We start from the raw sequence: 18,864 nt of genomic DNA on the forward strand, positions 1-18,864 counted from the left end.
ATGAGAATGCGTATCAGGTTATACGCCAGCAGATATACCCACATCTCTTTCTCGGCCATCTCCGGTGTTTTGCACGTTAATGTTTCCATGCCCAAGGTGGTTTTGATATTCCGAATATCCAACTCCACATGCCAGCGGCTTCGATACAAGGCTTTCAGTGCTTCCCGTGGAACTTGCGTTGCATCATTCAGGGTAGTAATCAGAACTTTGCTCTCTAGCGCGACCTCCCGTATGACAATTTCAGCGGGGAGATTTCTAAAGTGTTCCGCAGACATCCAGTCCGGGCGCTGTACTGGCTTTTTGATTCGGATCAGATGATCTTTGCTCCCCAGATGCTTTCCTCGACGAAAATCTGTTGTCCGTTTCCTGCCGCCGTTTTGCTGGAAAACCACATCAATACCACGTTCAAGACATTCCGCCAGAACGTAGTAGCTGCCATACAGCGCATCACCCAGCAGAATATCGCCCTGTTCAAGGTCGGACAGCAAGGCGCGGAACAAGGCATGCTCACTGCCACCTTTGCCCTTATAGGGCCCCATCGCCGCGTTAATAACCATGCCGCTGGAGAGACAAGTGATTCCAACAATCCGAACAACAGAAGGACACCCACCAATTAGCAAATCTCTCACGCGCCTGATGGCCATTATCTGATGACTTGCTGTCCATAAGGACAGTATGGTTTAAGTCATGGATCAGCATGGAGGCGACCATGACTCGAGCGCGTTATCAGCAGATTTCCCTTGAGGAAACGCCGTATTACCACTGTATTTGCCGTTGTGTACGCAGGGCTTTCTTGTGTGGGCGGGATCATTACTCTGGTCAGGATTATGAGCATCGCAGGCAATGGGTGGTGGAACGCCTGGCGACGCTGGTTGAGGTGTTTGCGATAGATCTGTGCGCCTATGCGGTGATGTCGAACCATTACCATTTGGTGTTGCGAGTGGATCGGGGCAGGGCGGACGCCTGGTCATGTCGTGAGGTGGCGGCGCAGTGGATGCGGCTGTTTTCCGGGCCGCCGTTGGTTCAGCGATGGCTGCGCGACGAGACCTGTGAAGCGGAAACCCTGAAAGCCCTGGAGGTCGTTGAGCAATGGCGCTGCCGGTTATATGACCTGGGCTGGTTCATGCGCTGTCTGAACGAGCATCTGGCCCGGCGGGCCAACGAAGAGGACGGCTGCAAGGGCCGTTTCTGGGAAGGGCGCTACAAAAGCCAGGCGCTGCTGGACGAGAAGGCGGTGCTTGGCTGCATGGCGTATGTGGATCTTAACCCTGTTCGTGCCGGCATGGCCGCGACACCCGAAGCTTCTGACTTTACTTCTCTCCAGCAGCGAAGCCGCGCTGTCCAGAAACTGCCTTCCACTGACAAGCTCCCGGCGCTGTTGCCCATGGTGGATGCAGAGCATATCGAAACGGATGACGATGCCACCGTGTGCCGTATGCGGTTGATGGATTATCTGGTGTTGGTTGATGCCACTGGCAGGGCTGTGCGGGCAGATAAAAGGGGAGCCATTGATGGTGCTGCGGCGAATATTCTTGAGCGCATGGGTATTGATGAGCGCGCCTGGTTGAAACACATGGGGCCCCGGAAGCGGAGAGCCCCGTTGGCACTGGGGCCGATAGCGAAGGTGAAGGCCTTTGCGGAGGCGACGGGGCGGCGTTGGATTGCCGGGCAGAATACCCCCTGGGCCCTTGGATAAAGCTGGGAGCCTTCAGGGTTGCCGCGGATAAGCGGCGTTGTCTTCGTGTTGGGCGCAATTATACTACTAGGTAGGATAGTTGCGCTTGAGAGAGGTGTGAGATGGGGATGGTGAAGAAGAGTATTACGGTGACAGATCAGCAAGATAGCTGGATCAAGACCCAAATCGAGAGCGGGCATTACGGGAATGAGAGTGAAGTGGTTCGCGAGTTGATTCGTGAGCGCCAACTGCGAGAGCAGGAAACGGAGCGCGAGCTGGAAGTGATTCGTGCGAAATTACGGGAAGCTGAGCGCAGTGGGCTCACGGAGCCGAGCCCTGCGGAACTGCTGAAAGAGATCCAGGACGGATTGGGAAGGGATGAGGTATAGACTCAACGATGCGGCCAAAAGGGATGTGGCTCGAATTTATTGGCGTGGCGTCGAAGCATTTGGTGAAGAGCAGGCGGTCCGATATTTTAAAACGCTAATGGCGCGCTTTGATGTGATCGCGCAATCACCATACCGCTTCCCCGCCGTTGACCATGTTCAGAAAGGGTATCGGCGTAGTGTCTGTGGCGTGGACAGCATTTATTACCGTCTGAATGGAAGAACGGTTGAGATCATGCGGGTGCTTGGTCGCCAGGATGCCAAAGGCAACCTTTGAATTTCATTTAAAGAATTAAATTTATGGGTGTCCCTGCTTGAAGGACCCCTTTTTCAGTTGTGCAATATCGCTATGACGACTCCATCTAATTGTCTATATTCCTTTCGCCGTTGCCCCTATGCCATGCGCGCCCGCCTGGCCATTTTGTTCGCTGGTTTGCAGGTTGAGTTGCGGGAAGTGACCCTGAAAAACAAGCCTGCGCAGATGCTGGCGATAAGCCCTAAAGGCACCGTGCCGGTTTTGCTGCTGGCCGATGGTGCTGTGATTCAAGAAAGCCGGGACATCATGGTGTGGGCGCTGGAGCAGCAGGATCCACAGGGGCTGTTAGACGCAACGGTTCTGGATCAGGCCAATGCGCTGATTGAGCAAAACGATAATGAGTTCAAGTATTGGCTGGACCGCTATAAATACGCCGACCGCCATGTGGAGATGACTCAGACAGAGTATCGGCAACGGGGAGAGGGCTTTCTTCGGGTCCTGGAGGCGTTGCTGGAGAGCCGCGCTTACTTGCTTGGGGATGATCCGACCATCGCGGATATTGGTGTTATGCCGTTTGTCCGCCAATTCGCCCATGTCGATCGCGATGTATTTAGCCAGCTGCCTTACCCGAATCTGCAGCGGTGGTTACAGGGCTGGTTGGAGCACCCACTCTTTCTGCAAACCATGATCAAGCTGCCGGTATGGCAGGAAGGCGATGAGGTGGTGGTGTTTCCTGCTCGCCCCTGAGTGATGTCCGAGGCTGAGCCGGTCTCACCCCGTGCGTTAACCCGCTCGCAAAGGGCGCTAGAGCATCGATCGACCGGCCCGCTTGCCCGACCGTACGCTATCAATACCCATGGACAGATCAGGTATACTCGCGGCTTTTATCTCGTTGGGTGATGTTTCATGCAGGCCTCGTCTTCTTCCGTTCCCTCTTATGGCTGGCGCCAGCGTCTGACCGTTTGGCTTGAGTCCTCGTTATTCGCGAACAGCATTACCGCGCTGATTCTCCTGAACGCCATTATCCTCGGGGTGGAAACCTCCGCGGTGGCCCAGGAGCGGGCAGGGCAGTGGCTCACTCTGGTGAATCAGGTGATTCTGGTGGCGTTTACGGCAGAGATCGCGCTCAAGCTGGTGGCTTTTGGCCCGCGCTTTTTCCGCTCCGGCTGGAATGTGTTTGATTTCCTGATCGTCGCCATTTCCCTGGCGCCAGCCTCCGGGCCACTGGCTATCTTGCGAAGTCTGCGCATTCTGCGGGTGCTGCGCCTGCTGTCATCGGTGAAGCGGCTGCGCATGTTGGTGGAATCGCTGATGCAGGCGTTGCCCGGTATCGGCTGGACGGCGGCGCTGCTGCTGATGATGTTCTACATTTTTGCGGTGATGGGCACGGAGCTGTTCGGTGAGGCGTTTCCACAGTGGTTTGGCACGCTGGGCGCCAGCATTTATAGCCTGTTCCAGATCATGACCCTGGAAAGCTGGTCCATGGGGATCGCCCGGCCGGTGATGGAGGTGTACCCCATGGCCTGGATCTTCTTTGTGCCCTTTATTTTGATTTCCAGCTTTATGGTGCTGAACCTGTTTATTGCCATCATTGTGAGCGCGACTCAGGAAGTACACGAAAGCGAGCAGCGCGCCGAGCGGGAAGCCAACAATCTGGTTGCCCACGATGAGCGCCAGGAAATGCTGGACCTGATGCGCACCATGCACGCAAAAATCGTGGCACTGGAAGCGGCCCAGCAGAACAAGGCCGATTCATAACTCCACCTGTGGCGGCGCCAGGGTCGCCACTGATGGTCAGGCAGGTCTGCACCGTATCGCTGCCTGGCCGAATCTCCCGCCCTTTGCTTCGTTGAGTGCGGCTTGGCCTGCTAGCTCGTCTGCGCTTCCTTTACCGCATTCCCGCCTCCTGAAAAGGCGATGACGACGTGATGTTTGAGGCGTTGAGCTGTTCCACAATCTTCTTGAGCTTGTGGCGCTGCCTCATGGAGGTGAGCTGTTTGGTGTCCCAGGAGGCGGGGCTGAGAGAGAATTCACTGGCGTTGTAGGCCAGATCGAAGCCGCGTTCGGCGCCGATGGGTTTGTTCTCGGGGCCGTAGATGCCGATGAGCCGCAGGGTCAGGTGGGTGAACTCCAGATCACCTTTGGGCATGTGCCCGTCCATCTTGATGCCCTCACAGCGGGCGATGCGCTCAACCAATTCCTTGAAGGTGCCGATATGGGAGAAGCCTCCCGGTTTAATGGGGCCCTGGCGCGTGTTCTCCGACACATTCACTGCGCCTGAAGCGGGATTGTGTCTCTCCGGGTTTTCGTCGCCCTTGTTGTACTCCTGCTCGAAATCCGTCACGTCCATGGTGATGGTGCCCTGGGAGGTATGAAGTTCGGCGATGATGTATTGCACGAAAACGGATTCGGCGCTCATGTTGCTGATCAGGCAGAGCGCATTGATGTCCTTGTTGCGCCCACGGTTAATGATCAGGCGCGGGCTGCGTTGCCGGCGAAAACCCAAATAGAGGAGTTGTGCGTAAACGATCCAGATAACCAGTGAGCTGAAACTGGCGACGACAGAAAGGATTTTTTGATGCTGTGCAATCCAGTCAAGCATGAAGGCTTCCTCCTTGATGCAGGCTGATCGCGCGTTGCCGTCTTGCCCTCTGGGTGGAGAAAGCAGCGCTCGCGCGAATACGCGACTTGAATGATGCTCTGTTGTCGGCGGCGCTTCAGCCTGTTCTGGTGACAGAACCGTTACTGTACCGAAGGCACGGTGGGGGAGACGAGGGGCAGAAAGGTCCGGTTATGCAGAACAGGCCAGTCTGGTGTTAAAAAAAGAAAAACCCCGGCGGGTAAGCCGGGGTTTTTTGTTTCCAGTCCTGCCCTTATTCGTGCGTCGGAAATCAGCATCCGGGCCTGAGCCGGGATTGCCTGGCCGGTGCCCCAGCACGATGGTGACGCTGTTCGGGCTAATTTTTTCTTCCACCTTTTTAGCAGCTTCAGACCCTTTGTCTCCGGGAGAAGGGGTTGCGAACGCTTCGCCCAGTTGCAAATACTGCTGGTCTTGATTAGTTACTATATGCTGATCATATTGACAGTGCCTCTACTGTTCTGGAGCTATCAGATATATGACGAAGCAACTCAGTAAAGAAGAGCTTGAACTTCAGGAGGAAGCGATAGCTTTTGCCAGAAAGCACAAGAAAAAAATTGGTCAGCGTCTTACTGATACGTCCCGGTTTGTGCCGGAGAAGGAACCGGTAACGGTGTTCATGGCTGGCTGCCCAGGCGCGGGCAAGACTGAAGCGTCGATAGAGCTAATTGATAGCGTCAAGGATGGTGGTGGTGAAATTCTTAGGATTGACCCGGATGAGCTTAGATCGGAGCTGCCGGGCTATACCGGGGATAATTCCTGGTTATTTCAGGGTGGAGTCTCAATTTTGGTAGAAAAGGTCCTCGATTTGGCGTTAAAGCAGCGTCAGACCTTTTTGTTGGACGGTACTTTGGCCCGGTTTGAAGTGGCGCGACGCAATATTGAGCGGTGTTTAAATAAAGGGAGGTTTGTGCAAATTCTCTATGTTTACCAGGAGCCTTTACAGGCATGGGAGTTTGTCCAAGCCCGTGAGACTAGCGAGGGGCGACGAATACTGCCAGAAGACTTTATAAATCAGTACTTTACTGCCAGAGATGCAGTGAACATGCTCAAAGAAGCGTATCCGGATATTCGGGTTGATTTGCTACTAAAGAACCGGGATGGCTCCCACCGATTTTACAAAGCGAATGTGGAGCGAATTGACAACTATATTCCTGAGAAATATAGTCGCGCGGACCTTGAGCGCATGCTTGGACTGGACTAGGGTGGAAACATGTTGAAGAAATCTCCCCCGGTCGTGGAATCGACCCCTTTTTCTGACTTCATCCGAAACGCCTCCTCAGCGGAGCGTAAGCGGGTGTACGGTCGTGTGCTGAAAAAGGCCTCAGAGCGTCAGAATCGCCTTGTTGAGGAAGCAGCCAAGGCTGACTAGTTCAAGTCTCTGTTCAACTTTCCTTATAAAGAAAAACCCCGGCGGGTAAGCCGGGGTTTTTTGTTTCCAGTCCTGCCCTTGTGAGGCGGGCCGGAAATAGGGTGCCGGGCCTGAGCGCCGGAGCACGTCCGGCGTCCGGCGTCAGGCTTCGGGCGTCAGGCGTTTATCAAACCCGCTCGATCACGGTAGCGATACCCTGACCCAGGCCGATACACATGGTGGCAAGACCGATTTGGCCGTCTTTCCATTCCATGACGTTCAGCAGGGTGCCGGTGATACGTGCACCGGAGCAGCCCAGCGGGTGACCCAGGGCGATGGCGCCGCCGTTCAGGTTCACTTTCTCTTCCATCTTGTCGATCAGCTTCAGGTCCTTGGCCACCGGCAGGGACTGTGCAGCGAACGCTTCGTTCAGTTCTACATAGTCGATGTCGTCGATGGTCAGGCCAGCACGCGCCAGGGCTTTCTGGGTGGCCGGTACCGGACCGTAACCCATGATGGCAGCGTCACAACCGGCAACGGCCATGGAGCGGATCTTGGCGCGGGGCTTCAGGCCCAGAGCCTGGGCACGCTCGGCGCTCATCACCAGCATGGCGGAGGCACCGTCAGACAGGGCAGAGGAGGTGCCGGCAGTGACGGTACCGTTGGCCGGATCGAAGACCGGACGCAGTTTCTGCATGTCTTCGATGCTGGCGCCAGGACGGATCACTTCGTCAATTTCGCACAGCACTTTGTGGCCGTTCTGGTCGTGGCCTTCGATCGGCACGATTTCGTTTTTCCAGCGACCTTCCTGGGTGGCTTCCCACGCCAGTTTGTGGGAGCGAACACCGAAGGCGTCCTGCTGCTCACGGGTGATGCCGTGCATTTTGCCCAGCATTTCCGCGGTCAGGCCCATCATGTTGGATGCCTTGGCAGCCACTTTGGACATTTCCGGGTTCAGGTCGATGCCGTGATCCATGGCCACGTGGCCCATGTGCTCTACACCACCGATCACAAATACATCGCCGTTGCCGGTCATGATGCTTTGTGAGGCGGAGTGCAGTGCCTGCATGGAAGAACCACACAGACGGTTCACGGTTTGTGCAGCGCTGGTGCGCGGCAGACCGGCCAGCATGGAGATGTTTCGGGCGATGTTCATGCCCTGTTCTTTGGTCTGGTTTACACAGCCCCAAATCACATCTTCAGTAAGCTGGGTGTCCCAGTTCGGGTTACGGGCCATCAGCGCCTGGATCAGCTGGGCTGACAGTTTTTCGGCACGCACGTGACGGAACTGGCCATTACGGCTCTTGCCCATGGGGGTACGGACCGCATCGACGATGACGACGTCTTTAGGATTCAAACTCATATCTCTTACTCCTGCTTGTCCGTGGCTTAGGCGAAGAAAGACTCGCCCTTGGCGGCCATGTCTTTGAGCATCTGCGGTGCTTCGTAGATGCCACCCAGGTGCGCGTACTTGTCACACAGCGCGACGAATTCTTTAACGCCAACACTGTCGATGTAACGCAGCGGACCGCCACGGAAGGGAGGGAAGCCGATGCCGTAGATCATGGCCATGTCGGCCTCGGCAGCGGAACCTACGATGTTGTCTTCCAGGCAGCGAACAGTTTCGGTGCACATGGGAATCATCATGCGGGCAATGATTTCGTCCGCATCGAATTCCTGGGTGTCCGCAACGTGCGGCTTGATCAGTTCGTAGGTGGACTCGTCGACAACCTTTTTGGTTTTGCCTTTCTTGTCCAGCTCGTACTTGTAAAAGCCGATGCCGTTCTTCTGGCCGTAACGCTCGTTTTCGAACATCACGGTAGACACATCTTTGAAGTCGTACTGCATGCGCTCGGGGAAGCCTTCCGCCATGACCTGGGCCGCGTGAACACCGGTGTCGATGCCAACCACGTCCATCAGGTACGCCGGGCCCATGGGCCAGCCGAATTTCTGCATCACTTTGTCCACGGCCTGGAAGTCGGCACCGTCGCGCATCAGCATGCCGAAGCCGCCGAAGTAGGGGAACAGTACACGGTTAACCAGGAAGCCGGGGCAGTCGTTAACCACGATGGGAGTTTTGCCCATTTTCTGGGCGTAGGCCACCAGGGTGCCAACGGTTTCGTCGGAGGTCTTCTCGCCACGGATCACTTCCACCAGCGGCATCATGTGCACCGGGTTGAAGAAGTGCATGCCGGCGAAGTCTTCCGGACGCTTCAGGGCTTCAGCCAGTTTGGTGATGGAAATGGTGGAGGTGTTGGAGGCCAGCACGGTGCCCTCGGTCACTTCGCCTTCCACTTCCGCCAATACGGACTGCTTGACCTTCTGGTTCTCAACAACCGCTTCAACCACCACGTTCACGTTGGCGAAGTCGCCGTAGTTCAGGGTCGGGCGGATGGAGGACAGCACTTCGGCCATTTTGGCCGGCTTCATTTTCTTGCGCTCAACACGCTTGGTCAGCAGTTTGCTGGCTTCGCTCATGCCCAGGTCCAGCGCCTTGTCGGCGATGTCCTTCATGATGATCGGAGTGCCTTTGGAGGCAGACTGGAAGGCGATGCCGCCACCCATGATGCCCGCGCCCAGTACTGCAGCCTGGTTGATTTCCTTGGAGGCCTTGGCAGTTTTGCCGTTGACCTTTTTCACTTGCTGGTCTGCCAGGAACAGGCCGACCAGGCAAGTTGCCTGTGAAGACTTGGCCACTTTGGCGAAGCCTTTGGCTTCCACTTCCAGTGCCTTGTCGCGGTTCATGCCACCGTGCTTCTGCATGGTGTTCACGGCCGCTACCGGTGCCGGGTAGTTCTTGCCAGCCTGGCCCATCACCATGGCGGTGCAGGTCTGGAAGGCCATCATGTTTTCCATGGGCGGTAGTTTCAGCGGCTCAAGCTTCTCGGCGCGCTTGGCGCGGAAGTCGATCTTGCCGGCCAGGCACTGCTTGACCAGATCGATGGCCGCGTTTTGCAGTTCGTCGGGGGCAACAACGGCGTCGGCTACGCCTACGCTCAGTGCTTTGTCAGCCTTGTGCTGGCCGCCTGCGGCGATCCACTCAACCGCGTTGTCCACACCGATCAGGCGGGGCAGACGCACGGTACCGCCGAAGCCCGGGTACAGGCCCAGCTTCACTTCTGGCAGACCGACCTGTGCTTTTTCGCTCAGCACGCGGAAATCTGCGGCCAGGCACATTTCCAGGCCGCCACCCAGGGCGATGCCGTTAACGGCTGCCACTTTGGGAATGTCGAGATCTTCAAAAGCGTTGAAGACTTCGTTGGATTTCAGACACCAGCCGGCGATTTCGTCTTCCGGCAGTTTGAACATGTCTGTGAATTCGGTGATGTCGGCGCCAACAATGAAAACCCCTTTGCCGGAAGTCACGATCAGGCCTTTGATGTCGCTGTTACCTTTAACAGCTTCCACAGCCTTACCGAGATCTTCCACGGTTTCCTGATTGAACTTGTTAACGGACTCGCCCTGAAGGTCAAACTTCAGTTCGGCGATGCCGTCGTCAAGCAGTTGTACGCTTACGGCGTTGCCTTGATAGATCATAGCTTCTGCTCTCCAGTCCCAAAGTACGCGGTTTAAATGACCGCTTTGGTGTGCCCCAGGCCCCGAAATTCGGGGTGGGCGCGTCGTTTACATGGCATTCATGTGAGTGTTTGCTTACATAAACGACGAAACTCGTAGGCCCGCAAGTATAGGGAAGCGGGATGACTTTTTTAGCCCTAATTTGTGACTATCTGGTCGTGGTGGTGATTGCGGGGTACCGTATGGCGAAAATTTCATCACTTGCTCCTTGTGTTCGTGCTGTTAGGGCGGCGCCGTGGCAGACTGCCGGTCTGGTGCCGCCCCGGCTCGCCGGGGGCATTCATGATGCAAGCATCATTTCCCACAAACTTCGCGCCCTCTCAGAAAGGCAGAGGTTTTGTGGGAAGTCATGCTTGCATGACGAATACCCGGCCTGGCCAGAACCCCTGACTCACCGAGCCCCATTCATGCCCATGGACAAACCCAGCTTGCCCAAGATCACCCGCCGGCCGCAGCACACGCCGGACTGGCCCGATGTGCCGCCCATGCTGGCGCGGATTCTGGCCGGGCGAGGGGTGACCGATCCGGCGCAACTGAACCTGGGCCTGAAACGTCTGCCGCATCCTGAGCAGTTCACTGGTTTGCGTGGGGCTGTGACGTTGCTTTTACAAGGGCGAACAGACCACTGGCGCATCTGCATTGTGGGCGACTACGACGCGGACGGTGCCACGGCCACCACGCTGATGGTGCGAGGCCTGGAGCGGCTGGGTTATCCGCGCCCGGATTTCCTGGTGCCGGACCGGTTTGAATACGGCTATGGATTGTCGCCGGCCATCGTGGACCTGGCCAAAGAGCTGTATGAGCCGGACCTGATCATCACCGTGGATAACGGCATTGCCAGTGTGGATGGGGTGGCTGCTGCACGCGCCCAGGGTATGCGAGTCCTGATTACCGACCACCATCTGCCCGGCGACACCCTGCCGGAGGCGGATGCGCTGGTGAACCCGCGTCTGCCCGGTTGTGAGGATTTCCCCGCCACGAATTTGGCGGGGGTCGGAGTGGCATTTTATCTGTTGATGGATCTGCAGCGGGCGTTGCGCGAGCAGGGCGTTACCGCCAGCGCGCCGATTACCGATCTGCTGGACCTGGTGGCGCTGGGCACGGTGGCCGATGTGGTGGTGCTGGACGATGCCAACCGGGTGTTGGTGGAGCAGGGCCTGAGGCGGATTCGTGCGGGTAAGGGGTGCCCAGGCATCCGCGCGTTGCTGCAAGTGGCCGGGCGCGATCCCAGCCGGGTCTTGGCGGCGGATATGGGTTTCGCAGTGGGGCCACGCCTGAACGCAGCGGGGCGGCTCACCGATATGACTCAGGGCATCGCCTGCCTGCTGGCGGAAACCGATGCCGAAGCCACCGAGATGGCTCAGGACCTGGACACCATCAACCGGGAGCGCCGCTCCATCGAGCACGGCATGCGCGATGCGGCCATGGAAGAGGTGGCCCGGCTGGATGCGGATAACCTGCCCGCGGGCCTGTGCCTGTATGGCAAGGAATGGCATGAAGGGGTGGTGGGCATTCTTGCTTCGCGGGTAAAGGAAGCGATTCACCGGCCGGTGATTGCCTTTGCCCCGGCCCAGCAGCGCGGCCAATTGAAGGGCTCGGGCCGTTCGATTCCCGGCTTGCACCTGCGCGATGCGCTGGATGCGGTGGCCACAGCTAATCCCGGGCTGCTGAGCAAATTCGGTGGTCACGCCATGGCGGCGGGCCTCTCGCTGGAGCTGGAAAAGCTGGACGCGTTCAAGGCGGCGTTCGAAAAAGCGGTGGGCGAGCTGTTGTCTCCAAAAGCGCTGGAGCGCATTGTGGAAACGGACGGCGAGCTGGAAGACCACGAGCTGTCGCTGACCAATGCCGAATTGCTCAGCCACCGTTTTCCCTGGGGGCAGGGGTTCCCGGCCCCCAGTTTTGATGGCGAATTCGAGGTGCTCAAGTACCGCATCGTCGGCGAACGCCACCTGAAACTGACCCTGGGCCTGCCCGGCGTCAGCGGGGTGATTGATGCCATTCATTTCAATGTGGCGGTGGACGCGCTGCCCAGTCGTATCAGCAAGGTGCGCGGGGTGTATCGCCTGGAGGTCAACGAATTCCGTGGCCAGCGCAATCCCCAGCTGCTGTTCGAGCATCTGATTCCGCTTTGATCGGTCTGATGCGGTGGGAATGTCGGATTACGGCTACGCCTAATCTGACCTACAAAACCAACCAGCTCCCCGTGACTATGTAGGTTGAATTAGCCTGAAAGGCGTAATCCAACATTGGGCCTGGAATCAAAACCGCTTTATGTTCCCCCCATCGACTCCTGCAAAATTGTCGACAATGCTGTCGGCGGCCCCGGTTTTTGCTAGCATTGCGCTTCGCGCTCGACACCGGGTGCCTGTTTTACCAGGGTGCGGCCCAAAAGGCCGTGCCGGCATTGACTGCGCGGGGTGGCTATCGTCCACCGCCGTGTTGTGTCCTTAACGGAGGGGACTCAAATGAAGACCATACACAAGCACCGCCTGAAGGTGGTCAACGAAGTGCAGGAGTTACGCCTGCCCGAAGAAGGCAAGGTACTGCGGGTGGATTACATCCCCCAGGAAGCGGTGATTTTCATGTGGGTGGAAGTGGACGCGGACACCGTGATCGACACTCCGAAAGAAGTGCGCACCTTCAAGGTGTTCACCACCGGTTCCGGCATTCCCAACAATGCCCGCTATATCGGTACCACCATCGATAACATGAAGGGCGAGGCTCACCACGTTTACGAGTTGAGAGACTGACGTAGGAAGCGATCCGTTACATCTACGAAGCCGCTGTAGGAACGAAGCGTAGCGGAGTAACGCACGTATTTCCGTGAGGCCCGAAGGGTGAGCGAAGCGAATAGTCCCTCTTGAGGGACGAACCACGCGTCAGCGTGAAAATCATCCGCAGAGCCTACCCCGGATTCGGTTCGGAGCAGCAGAGCAACCGGGGCCTCCAGAATGATCAGGTGACCCCCGCATTGCCTGTTTCCTCGCGAGGGCTGGTATTCGTCCCTCAAGAGGAACTCCTACAGCGGCTTCGTTATAAACGTGCGGGTCGACGTTCCTGCGGAGCGGGGAGGCTCTGACCCTCGTCAGCCAACCCGCAAACCGTTAGACTGCGCTGTTGTCCGCATATCAATTTGCCAAGCACTTATTCTAGAGAGACGTAATGGAAGTCAATCCGCTGCGAACCCACCTTTCCAACCTGTCTGAGCGTGTCGAAGCGCTTAGGGGGTATCTTTGACTACGATCAGAAGAGTGAACGTCTGACCGAAGTCGAGCGCGAGCTTGAAAACCCGGATGTCTGGAGCGATCCGGACTATGCCCGGGCCCTGGGCAAGGAACGGGCCCAGCTGGAAATGGTTGTGAACACCATCAACGATGCCTCCCAGGGAGTGGAAGACACCTCCGCCCTGTTAGAGCTGGTGGTGGAAGAGGGGGATGAAGACACTCTCTCGGAAGTGGAAAGCGACCTGCGTGATCTGGAAAAAATGGTGGCGGATCTGGAATTTCGTCGCATGTTCTCCGGGCAGATGGATGCCTGTAACGCCTATCTGGATATCCAGGCCGGTTCCGGTGGCACCGAGGCCCAGGACTGGGGCGAGATGATGCTGCGCATGTACCTGCGCTGGGGCGAGGCCCACGGTTTCAAGACCGAGCTGGTGGAAGCGTCCGCCGGTGATGTGGCCGGCATCAAGTCTGCCACTATCCGTTTCGAAGGCGAGTACGCCTACGGCTGGCTGCGTACTGAAACCGGCGTGCACCGGCTGGTGCGCAAGAGCCCGTTCGATTCCGGCGGCCGCCGTCATACCTCGTTCAGCTCGGTGTTCGTGTCCCCGGAAGTGGACGACGATATTGATGTGGATATCGACGTGGGCAGCATGCGGGTGGATACCTACCGGGCCTCCGGCGCGGGTGGTCAGCACGTTAACCGGACCGATTCGGCGGTTCGCCTGACCTATGAATACACTGATGATGGTGGCGAGAAGCACACCCTGGTGACCCAGTGTCAGAGCGGGCGTAGCCAGCACCAGAACAAGGATCAGGCCCTGAAGATGATGCAGGCCAAGGTCTACGAACTGGAAATGCAGCGCCGCAACGCGGAAAAACAGGTACAGGAAAGCAACAAGTCGGATATTGGCTGGGGCAGCCAGATCCGCTCCTATGTACTGGATGATGGCCGTATCAAGGATCTGCGCACTGGCGTTGAGAGCCACAATACCCAGCAGGTATTGGACGGCGCGCTGGATCAGTTTATCGAAGCCTCCCTGAAAGCGGGATTGTGATTGCTACGCTGGACGCCTGATGCCTGGCGCCAGACGCTACCCACAACGCGTCTGGCGCCAGGCATCGGGTGGCTGGCGCTTTACCGGAAGCACTGAGTTATGAGCCAAGACAACACCACACAGAATGTCGACGCCTCGCAGCAAGCCGCTGCCGAAAACCGGCTGATCGCTGAGCGCCGTGCCAAGCTGACCGAACTGCGCGAACACGGCAATCCGTTCCCGAACCATTTCCGCCGGGATTCCCTGGCCGCCGACTTGCAGGCGCAGTATGGCGAGTTCACCAAGGAAGAGCTGGAAGAGAAGAATATTCAGGTGGCGGTGGCCGGTCGCATGATGCTGGACCGCAAAGCCTTCAAGGTGCTGCAGGACATGTCCGGCCGCATTCAGATTTTTGCACCCAAGGATGAAACCCGCGATGTGCGCAAAGAGACCAAGAGCTGGGATCTGGGCGATATCATCGGGGTGCGCGGTACGCTGTGCAAATCCGGCAAGGGCGATCTGTATGTGATGATGGATGAGTACCTGCTGCTCACCAAGTCACTGCGTCCGCTGCCCGAGAAACACAAGGGTTTGACTGACACCGAGGCTAAATACCGCCAGCGTTATGTGGACCTGATCGTCAACGAGGATACGCGCAAGGCGTTCCAGATTCGCGCCAAGATCGTGGCCGGAATTCGTAACTTCCTGGTGCAAAAAGACTTTGTGGAAGCCGAAACCCCGATGCTGCAGGTGATTCCCGGCGGCGCTACCGCGCGCCCCTTTATCACCCATCACAACAGCCTGGATCTGGACATGTACCTGCGCATTGCGCCGGAACTGTACCTGAAGCGGCTGGTGGTAGGCGGCTTCGAGAAGGTATTCGAGATTAACCGTAACTTCCGTAATGAAGGCCTTTCCACCCGGCATAACCCGGAATTCACCATGCTGGAGTTCTATCAGGCCTACGGTGATTACCACGACCTGATGAACCTGACCGAGGAGATGCTGCGCACCCTGGCGGAGACGGTGCTGGGTACAACGGACGTGGCGTATCAGGGTGATGTGTACGATTTTGGTAAACCTTTTGCGCGGATGACGGTATTCGATTCCATTTTGCATTTTAATCCGGATATGGATGCCGCCAAGCTGGCGGATGAGCAAGGTGCCCGTGAAATTGCTACTGGCCTGGGTATTCCTCTCAAGGGCGGCTATGGCTTGGGCAAGGTGCAGATCGAGATCTTCGAAAAGACGGTGGAACACCGTTTGAAGGATCCGACCTTTATTACCGAATACCCCACCGAGGTGTCGCCGCTGGCGCGCCGCATGGACGATAACCCCTTTGTTACCGAGCGGTTTGAGTTCTTTGTGGGTGGCCGTGAAATTGCCAATGGTTTCTCCGAGTTGAATGACGCGGAAGACCAGGCGGAGCGTTTCCGCCAGCAGGTGGAAGAGAAAGCGGCCGGTGATGATGAAGCCATGTTCTACGACGAGGACTATGTGGTCGCGTTGGAGCACGGCTTGCCGCCGACGGCCGGGGAGGGCATCGGCATTGATCGTCTGGTAATGTTGTTTACAGATGCGCCGTCTATTCGAGACGTTATTCTGTTCCCGCATATGCGGCCTCAGGGCTGATAAAGGCTGTTTTTTCAGGCGCCATTTGCGCCTGCCGCCCTTGCGGGATTGAAGTCGGGAGAGCGACACAAATTTAGGGCTGACAACAAAGGCTGGCTGTGTCCATGACAAGTGCAATTCAGTACCAGGGAAGAAAAGCGCGCCGCACGGGTAGCGAGCAGCGTCGACAGGCAATTCTTGAGGCCTCGCTCAGTATTATTGTGCGCGAGGGTATTCGTGCCGTTCGCCACCGGGCGGTTGCCCGTGAAGCGGAGGTGCCCCTTTCGGCGACCACCTATTACTTCAAGGATATCTCCGATCTGATCGCGGATACCTTCACGTTGTTCGCCGAGCGGGCAATGAAGGAAGTGATCGAGCCGTTCAAGGAGCAGGCCTTTGGGCTGATGTCGCAGTTTTCCCGCGATAGCCTGGCAGACCCGCAAGAGCGGGACCGGCTGGTGAAGTTGCTGGCGCAAATGATGGCGGCCTTTATTGTGGATGAGCTGCAGAATCGCCGCGACCATGTGGTTGCCGAGCAGGCGTTTATTCAGGAAGCAATTCTGGATGCGCGGCTGCGTGAACTGGCGGACATGTACCTGCGCCAGCATGTGGAGACGCTGACCATGGCCTGCGAACTCTTTGGCTGCAAAGAACCAAAGCTGGACGCGGAGTTAATCTTCGCCACCTTCCTGACCATCGAACAGCGCTTGCTGGTACACCCGGAAAAAATCTCCCAGGAGTTTGTCGAGAAGCGCATGTACAACATGCTGGATAAAGTCGTTCCCCACCATGGCTGATGTGGATCCCGCNAACACCTCGGGTGGCAAGGGCGTGCCGTTAGAGCCCGGCTGGCAACAGCATTTGGCGGGCGAATTCGAGCAGGATTACATGGCGCAACTGCGCGCCTTCCTGGCAGAACAGAAGCGTGCGGGGAAAACGGTTTTCCCGCCGGGGCCGGATATTTTCAACGCCTTTAACCTGACGCCCTTTGAGCAGGTAAAGGTAGTAATCCTGGGGCAGGACCCTTATCACGGTCCAAACCAGGCCCATGGCTTGTGCTTTTCCGTTCAGCACGGCGTAAAGACGCCGCCGTCACTGGTGAATATCTACAAGGAAATTCACCGGGATCTGGGCTTCGATATTCCTTCCCATGGCAACCTGACCCATTGGGCTGAGCAGGGTGTGCTGTTGCTCAATGCGGTGCTTACTGTCGAGGCCGGGCAAGCTGCTTCGCACCAGAAGCAGGGGTGGGAGAGGTTTACCGATGAAGCCATCGAGCATCTGAATCGTGATCGTGATGGCTTGGTGTTTTTGCTTTGGGGCAGCCATGCCCAGAAGAAAGGTCGCCTGATCGATCGCGACAAGCACTGCGTGCTCTCTGCCCCGCACCCTTCACCGTTATCTGCGTACCGTGGTTTCCTCGGCTGTGGCCATTTCTCCCGCGCGAATCAATACCTGCTTCAGCAGGGAAAAACGGCTATTGATTGGTCGGTGCCTGAAAATTAACAATTAATAATGAATAGTTAATAGCTGCGCGGTTGGTCACCTCGGTCTTTTCGAGTCCTGGGGCCGCGCCTATAGCATGAACGCGGCTTCAGACGTGCTGAATAGATGGGGTGGCCCGCGCAAATGATTAACTGTTAATTATTAACTATTCACTGCTTTATGGAGTCGTTGTGTCTGACTGCGTGTTGTTTTCCGAAATCGAAACCCGTTGCGGCCGAGTGATCGCCCGCGCCACTCTGAATGCCCCCAAATCCCTGAACGCGCTAAGCCTGGAGATGATCCAGTTGCTGAGCGAGAAGCTGGATGCCTGGGAGCAACGTTCTGATGTGGTGGCGATCTGGCTGGATGGTGCTGGCGGCAAGGCGCTCTGCGCGGGCGGCGATATCGTGCAAATGCACAAGTCCATGGTGAAACACGCGGGCGAAGGCCGTAATCCGTTTACCGAAGAATATTTCGCGGCGGAATATGTGCTGGATTATCGGCTGCACACCAGTGCCATCCCGGTCATCGTTTATGGTGATGGTATTGTCATGGGGGGCGGTATGGGCCTGTTACAGGGTGCCGACTTCCGCCTGGTCACGCCGCGTTCGCGCATGGCCATGCCGGAAATCACCATCGGCCTGTTCCCGGATGTGGGTGGCAGCTGGTTCCTGAATCGTCTGCCCGGCCGGGTGGGGTTGTTCCTGGGGCTCACCGGGGTGCACATCAACGGTCGCGAAGCGGTAGAAATCGGCATGGCGGACCGCATGGTGGACGCCGATGCCGACAGCCTGCTGGATGCACTGGCCGAGCAGGATTTCGCGGATGATGAAGCCGAAAACCGCGCGGTGATGTACCGCTTGTTCAAGCAACAAGCGGCGGACATGAGTGATCTGCCTCATCCGTTGATCGACCATCTGCCGTTGATTAATCGTCTGTGTGATGGCGAAAGCATTGCGGTGGTTACTGAGCAGCTGCTGAACGTGAAAGAGCGTGACCGCTGGCTGGACAAGGCACTGGGCAACCTGGAGCGCGGCTGCCCGCAAACCGCCCATCTGGTGTGGGAGCAGCTGGATCGCTCTACCTATTACGATCTGGCTGAGGTGTTCCGCATGGAGTGGTGCCTGGCTGTGCAATGCTCCCTGCACGGTGACTTCCGCGAAGGGGTGCGGGCCTTGTTGATCGACAAGGATGGTAAGCCCGGGTTCCGCCATCGTGATGTGGCGTCGGTGCCGAAAGCCTACATCGATAGCTTTTTCCGTTGCCCGGCGCCGAAGCATCCACTGGCGGATCTGGGTAAGACCCGGTAATCCCGGCAACACACAAAAAAGGCGCTTCGGCGCCTTTTTTGTTTAGGAAGGGGGGCGGTTGGGGTAGATACCGTCTCTCCCAATGAACCACAACCCCTCTCAAACGGGCTGTGGTTCATATTCTTTCTGGTGCGCCAGCACGCCGTAAGCGATGTGCACCAGTTTTCTCATGGCCGCGCCCAGCGCTGACATCTTTCGTTTGCCTGCAGCACACAGCCGTTGATATTGGCGCCGAATGCTGGGGTTATGCCGCATCGCCACAACGGCACCCATGTATAACTTTTGCCGCAACGCGGGGTCGCCATTCTTCGAGAGCCG

18 protein-coding genes are annotated in these 18,864 nt (G+C 57.3%); 13 read left to right on the forward strand and 5 right to left on the reverse strand.

Annotated elements, in window-relative coordinates:
- The coding region (locus A3730_RS08875) for an IS4 family transposase (protein ID WP_231883901.1) at positions 1–644 on the reverse strand (644 nt) is incomplete at its 3' end.
- 65 nt (positions 645–709) lie between these two features.
- On the opposite strand from A3730_RS08875, the gene A3730_RS08880 reads away from it, so the two are divergent.
- From A3730_RS08880 to A3730_RS08900, 5 genes are all read left to right on the forward strand, one after another.
- On the forward strand, positions 710–1,696 hold the full coding sequence (locus tag A3730_RS08880; protein WP_063519467.1) for a hypothetical protein: 987 nt from the start codon (positions 710–712) through the stop codon (positions 1,694–1,696).
- A 107-nt stretch (positions 1,697–1,803) separates the two neighbouring features.
- The gene (locus tag A3730_RS08885) at positions 1,804–2,064 is read left to right on the forward strand and encodes a type II toxin-antitoxin system ParD family antitoxin (protein ID WP_231880430.1); all 261 of its coding nucleotides are present in this window, start codon (positions 1,804–1,806) and stop codon (positions 2,062–2,064) included.
- A 25-nt stretch (positions 2,065–2,089) separates the two neighbouring features.
- Positions 2,090–2,338, forward strand: coding sequence for a type II toxin-antitoxin system RelE/ParE family toxin (locus A3730_RS08890; protein ID WP_231880571.1), 249 nt, complete (start codon positions 2,090–2,092; stop codon positions 2,336–2,338).
- A 72-nt stretch (positions 2,339–2,410) separates the two neighbouring features.
- Positions 2,411–3,064, forward strand: coding sequence for a glutathione S-transferase (locus A3730_RS08895; protein WP_156496935.1), 654 nt, complete (start codon positions 2,411–2,413; stop codon positions 3,062–3,064).
- Positions 3,065–3,223: 159 nt separating this feature from the next.
- A complete protein-coding gene (locus A3730_RS08900) occupies positions 3,224–4,075 on the forward strand; it encodes an ion transporter (RefSeq protein ID WP_063519464.1) in 852 nt (283 codons plus the stop codon).
- 130 nt (positions 4,076–4,205) lie between these two features.
- Here the strand turns inward: A3730_RS08900 and A3730_RS08905 are convergent, their stop codons facing one another.
- Entirely contained in the window at positions 4,206–4,919 is a 714-nt protein-coding gene (locus tag A3730_RS08905) for a hypothetical protein (RefSeq protein ID WP_063519463.1), read from the reverse strand.
- A gap of 514 nt (positions 4,920–5,433) precedes the next feature.
- On the opposite strand from A3730_RS08905, the gene A3730_RS08910 reads away from it, so the two are divergent.
- Positions 5,434–6,159, forward strand: a complete 726-nt coding sequence (locus tag A3730_RS08910) for a zeta toxin family protein (protein ID WP_063519462.1) — start codon at positions 5,434–5,436, stop codon at positions 6,157–6,159.
- Between the two features lie 334 nt (positions 6,160–6,493).
- Here A3730_RS08910 and fadA read toward each other — a convergent pair whose 3' ends face one another.
- Positions 6,494–7,669, reverse strand: a complete 1,176-nt coding sequence (gene fadA / locus A3730_RS08915) for an acetyl-CoA C-acyltransferase FadA (protein WP_063537949.1) — start codon at positions 7,667–7,669, stop codon at positions 6,494–6,496.
- Between the two features lie 26 nt (positions 7,670–7,695).
- Complete coding sequence (gene fadB, locus A3730_RS08920) at positions 7,696–9,843, reverse strand: fatty acid oxidation complex subunit alpha FadB (protein ID WP_063520558.1); 2,148 nt, start codon at positions 9,841–9,843, stop codon at positions 7,696–7,698.
- Positions 9,844–10,289: 446 nt separating this feature from the next.
- Between fadB and recJ the strand changes: the two genes are divergently transcribed.
- The 7 genes from recJ (at position 10,290) to A3730_RS08955 (ending at position 18,546) form a co-directional block, all read left to right on the forward strand.
- On the forward strand, positions 10,290–12,014 hold the full coding sequence (gene recJ / locus A3730_RS08925; protein WP_369817621.1) for a single-stranded-DNA-specific exonuclease RecJ: 1,725 nt from the start codon (positions 10,290–10,292) through the stop codon (positions 12,012–12,014).
- A gap of 333 nt (positions 12,015–12,347) precedes the next feature.
- Positions 12,348–12,632 (forward strand): hypothetical protein, encoded by a 285-nt coding sequence (locus A3730_RS08930; protein ID WP_035247581.1) that lies wholly within the window; start codon positions 12,348–12,350, stop codon positions 12,630–12,632.
- Positions 12,633–13,044: 412 nt separating this feature from the next.
- A protein-coding gene (prfB, locus tag A3730_RS08935) for a peptide chain release factor 2 (protein WP_156497033.1) occupies positions 13,045–14,161 on the forward strand; the annotation gives its coding sequence in 2 pieces (ribosomal slippage) (positions 13,045–13,116 and positions 13,118–14,161; 1,116 coding nt in all).
- A gap of 99 nt (positions 14,162–14,260) precedes the next feature.
- Positions 14,261–15,772, forward strand: coding sequence for a lysine--tRNA ligase (gene lysS / locus A3730_RS08940; protein WP_063521441.1), 1,512 nt, complete (start codon positions 14,261–14,263; stop codon positions 15,770–15,772).
- A gap of 104 nt (positions 15,773–15,876) precedes the next feature.
- Entirely contained in the window at positions 15,877–16,548 is a 672-nt protein-coding gene (locus tag A3730_RS08945; protein ID WP_063521440.1) for a TetR/AcrR family transcriptional regulator, read from the forward strand.
- Positions 16,541–17,257: a uracil-DNA glycosylase gene (gene ung, locus A3730_RS08950; RefSeq protein WP_063521439.1), complete on the forward strand. Its 717-nt coding sequence runs from the start codon at positions 16,541–16,543 to the stop codon at positions 17,255–17,257. Before A3730_RS08945 ends, ung begins: the two co-directional genes overlap by 8 nt.
- A 170-nt stretch (positions 17,258–17,427) precedes the next feature.
- Positions 17,428–18,546 (forward strand): enoyl-CoA hydratase/isomerase family protein, encoded by a 1,119-nt coding sequence (locus A3730_RS08955; RefSeq protein WP_231880751.1) that lies wholly within the window; start codon positions 17,428–17,430, stop codon positions 18,544–18,546.
- Positions 18,547–18,645: 99 nt separating this feature from the next.
- On the opposite strand, the gene A3730_RS29585 is transcribed toward A3730_RS08955, so the two are convergent.
- Positions 18,646–18,864, reverse strand: a 219-nt coding sequence (locus A3730_RS29585; protein WP_156501097.1) for a transposase, incomplete at its 5' end; no start/stop codon positions are given.

The sequence above is a fragment of the Alcanivorax sp. HI0044 genome (assembly GCF_001634945.1).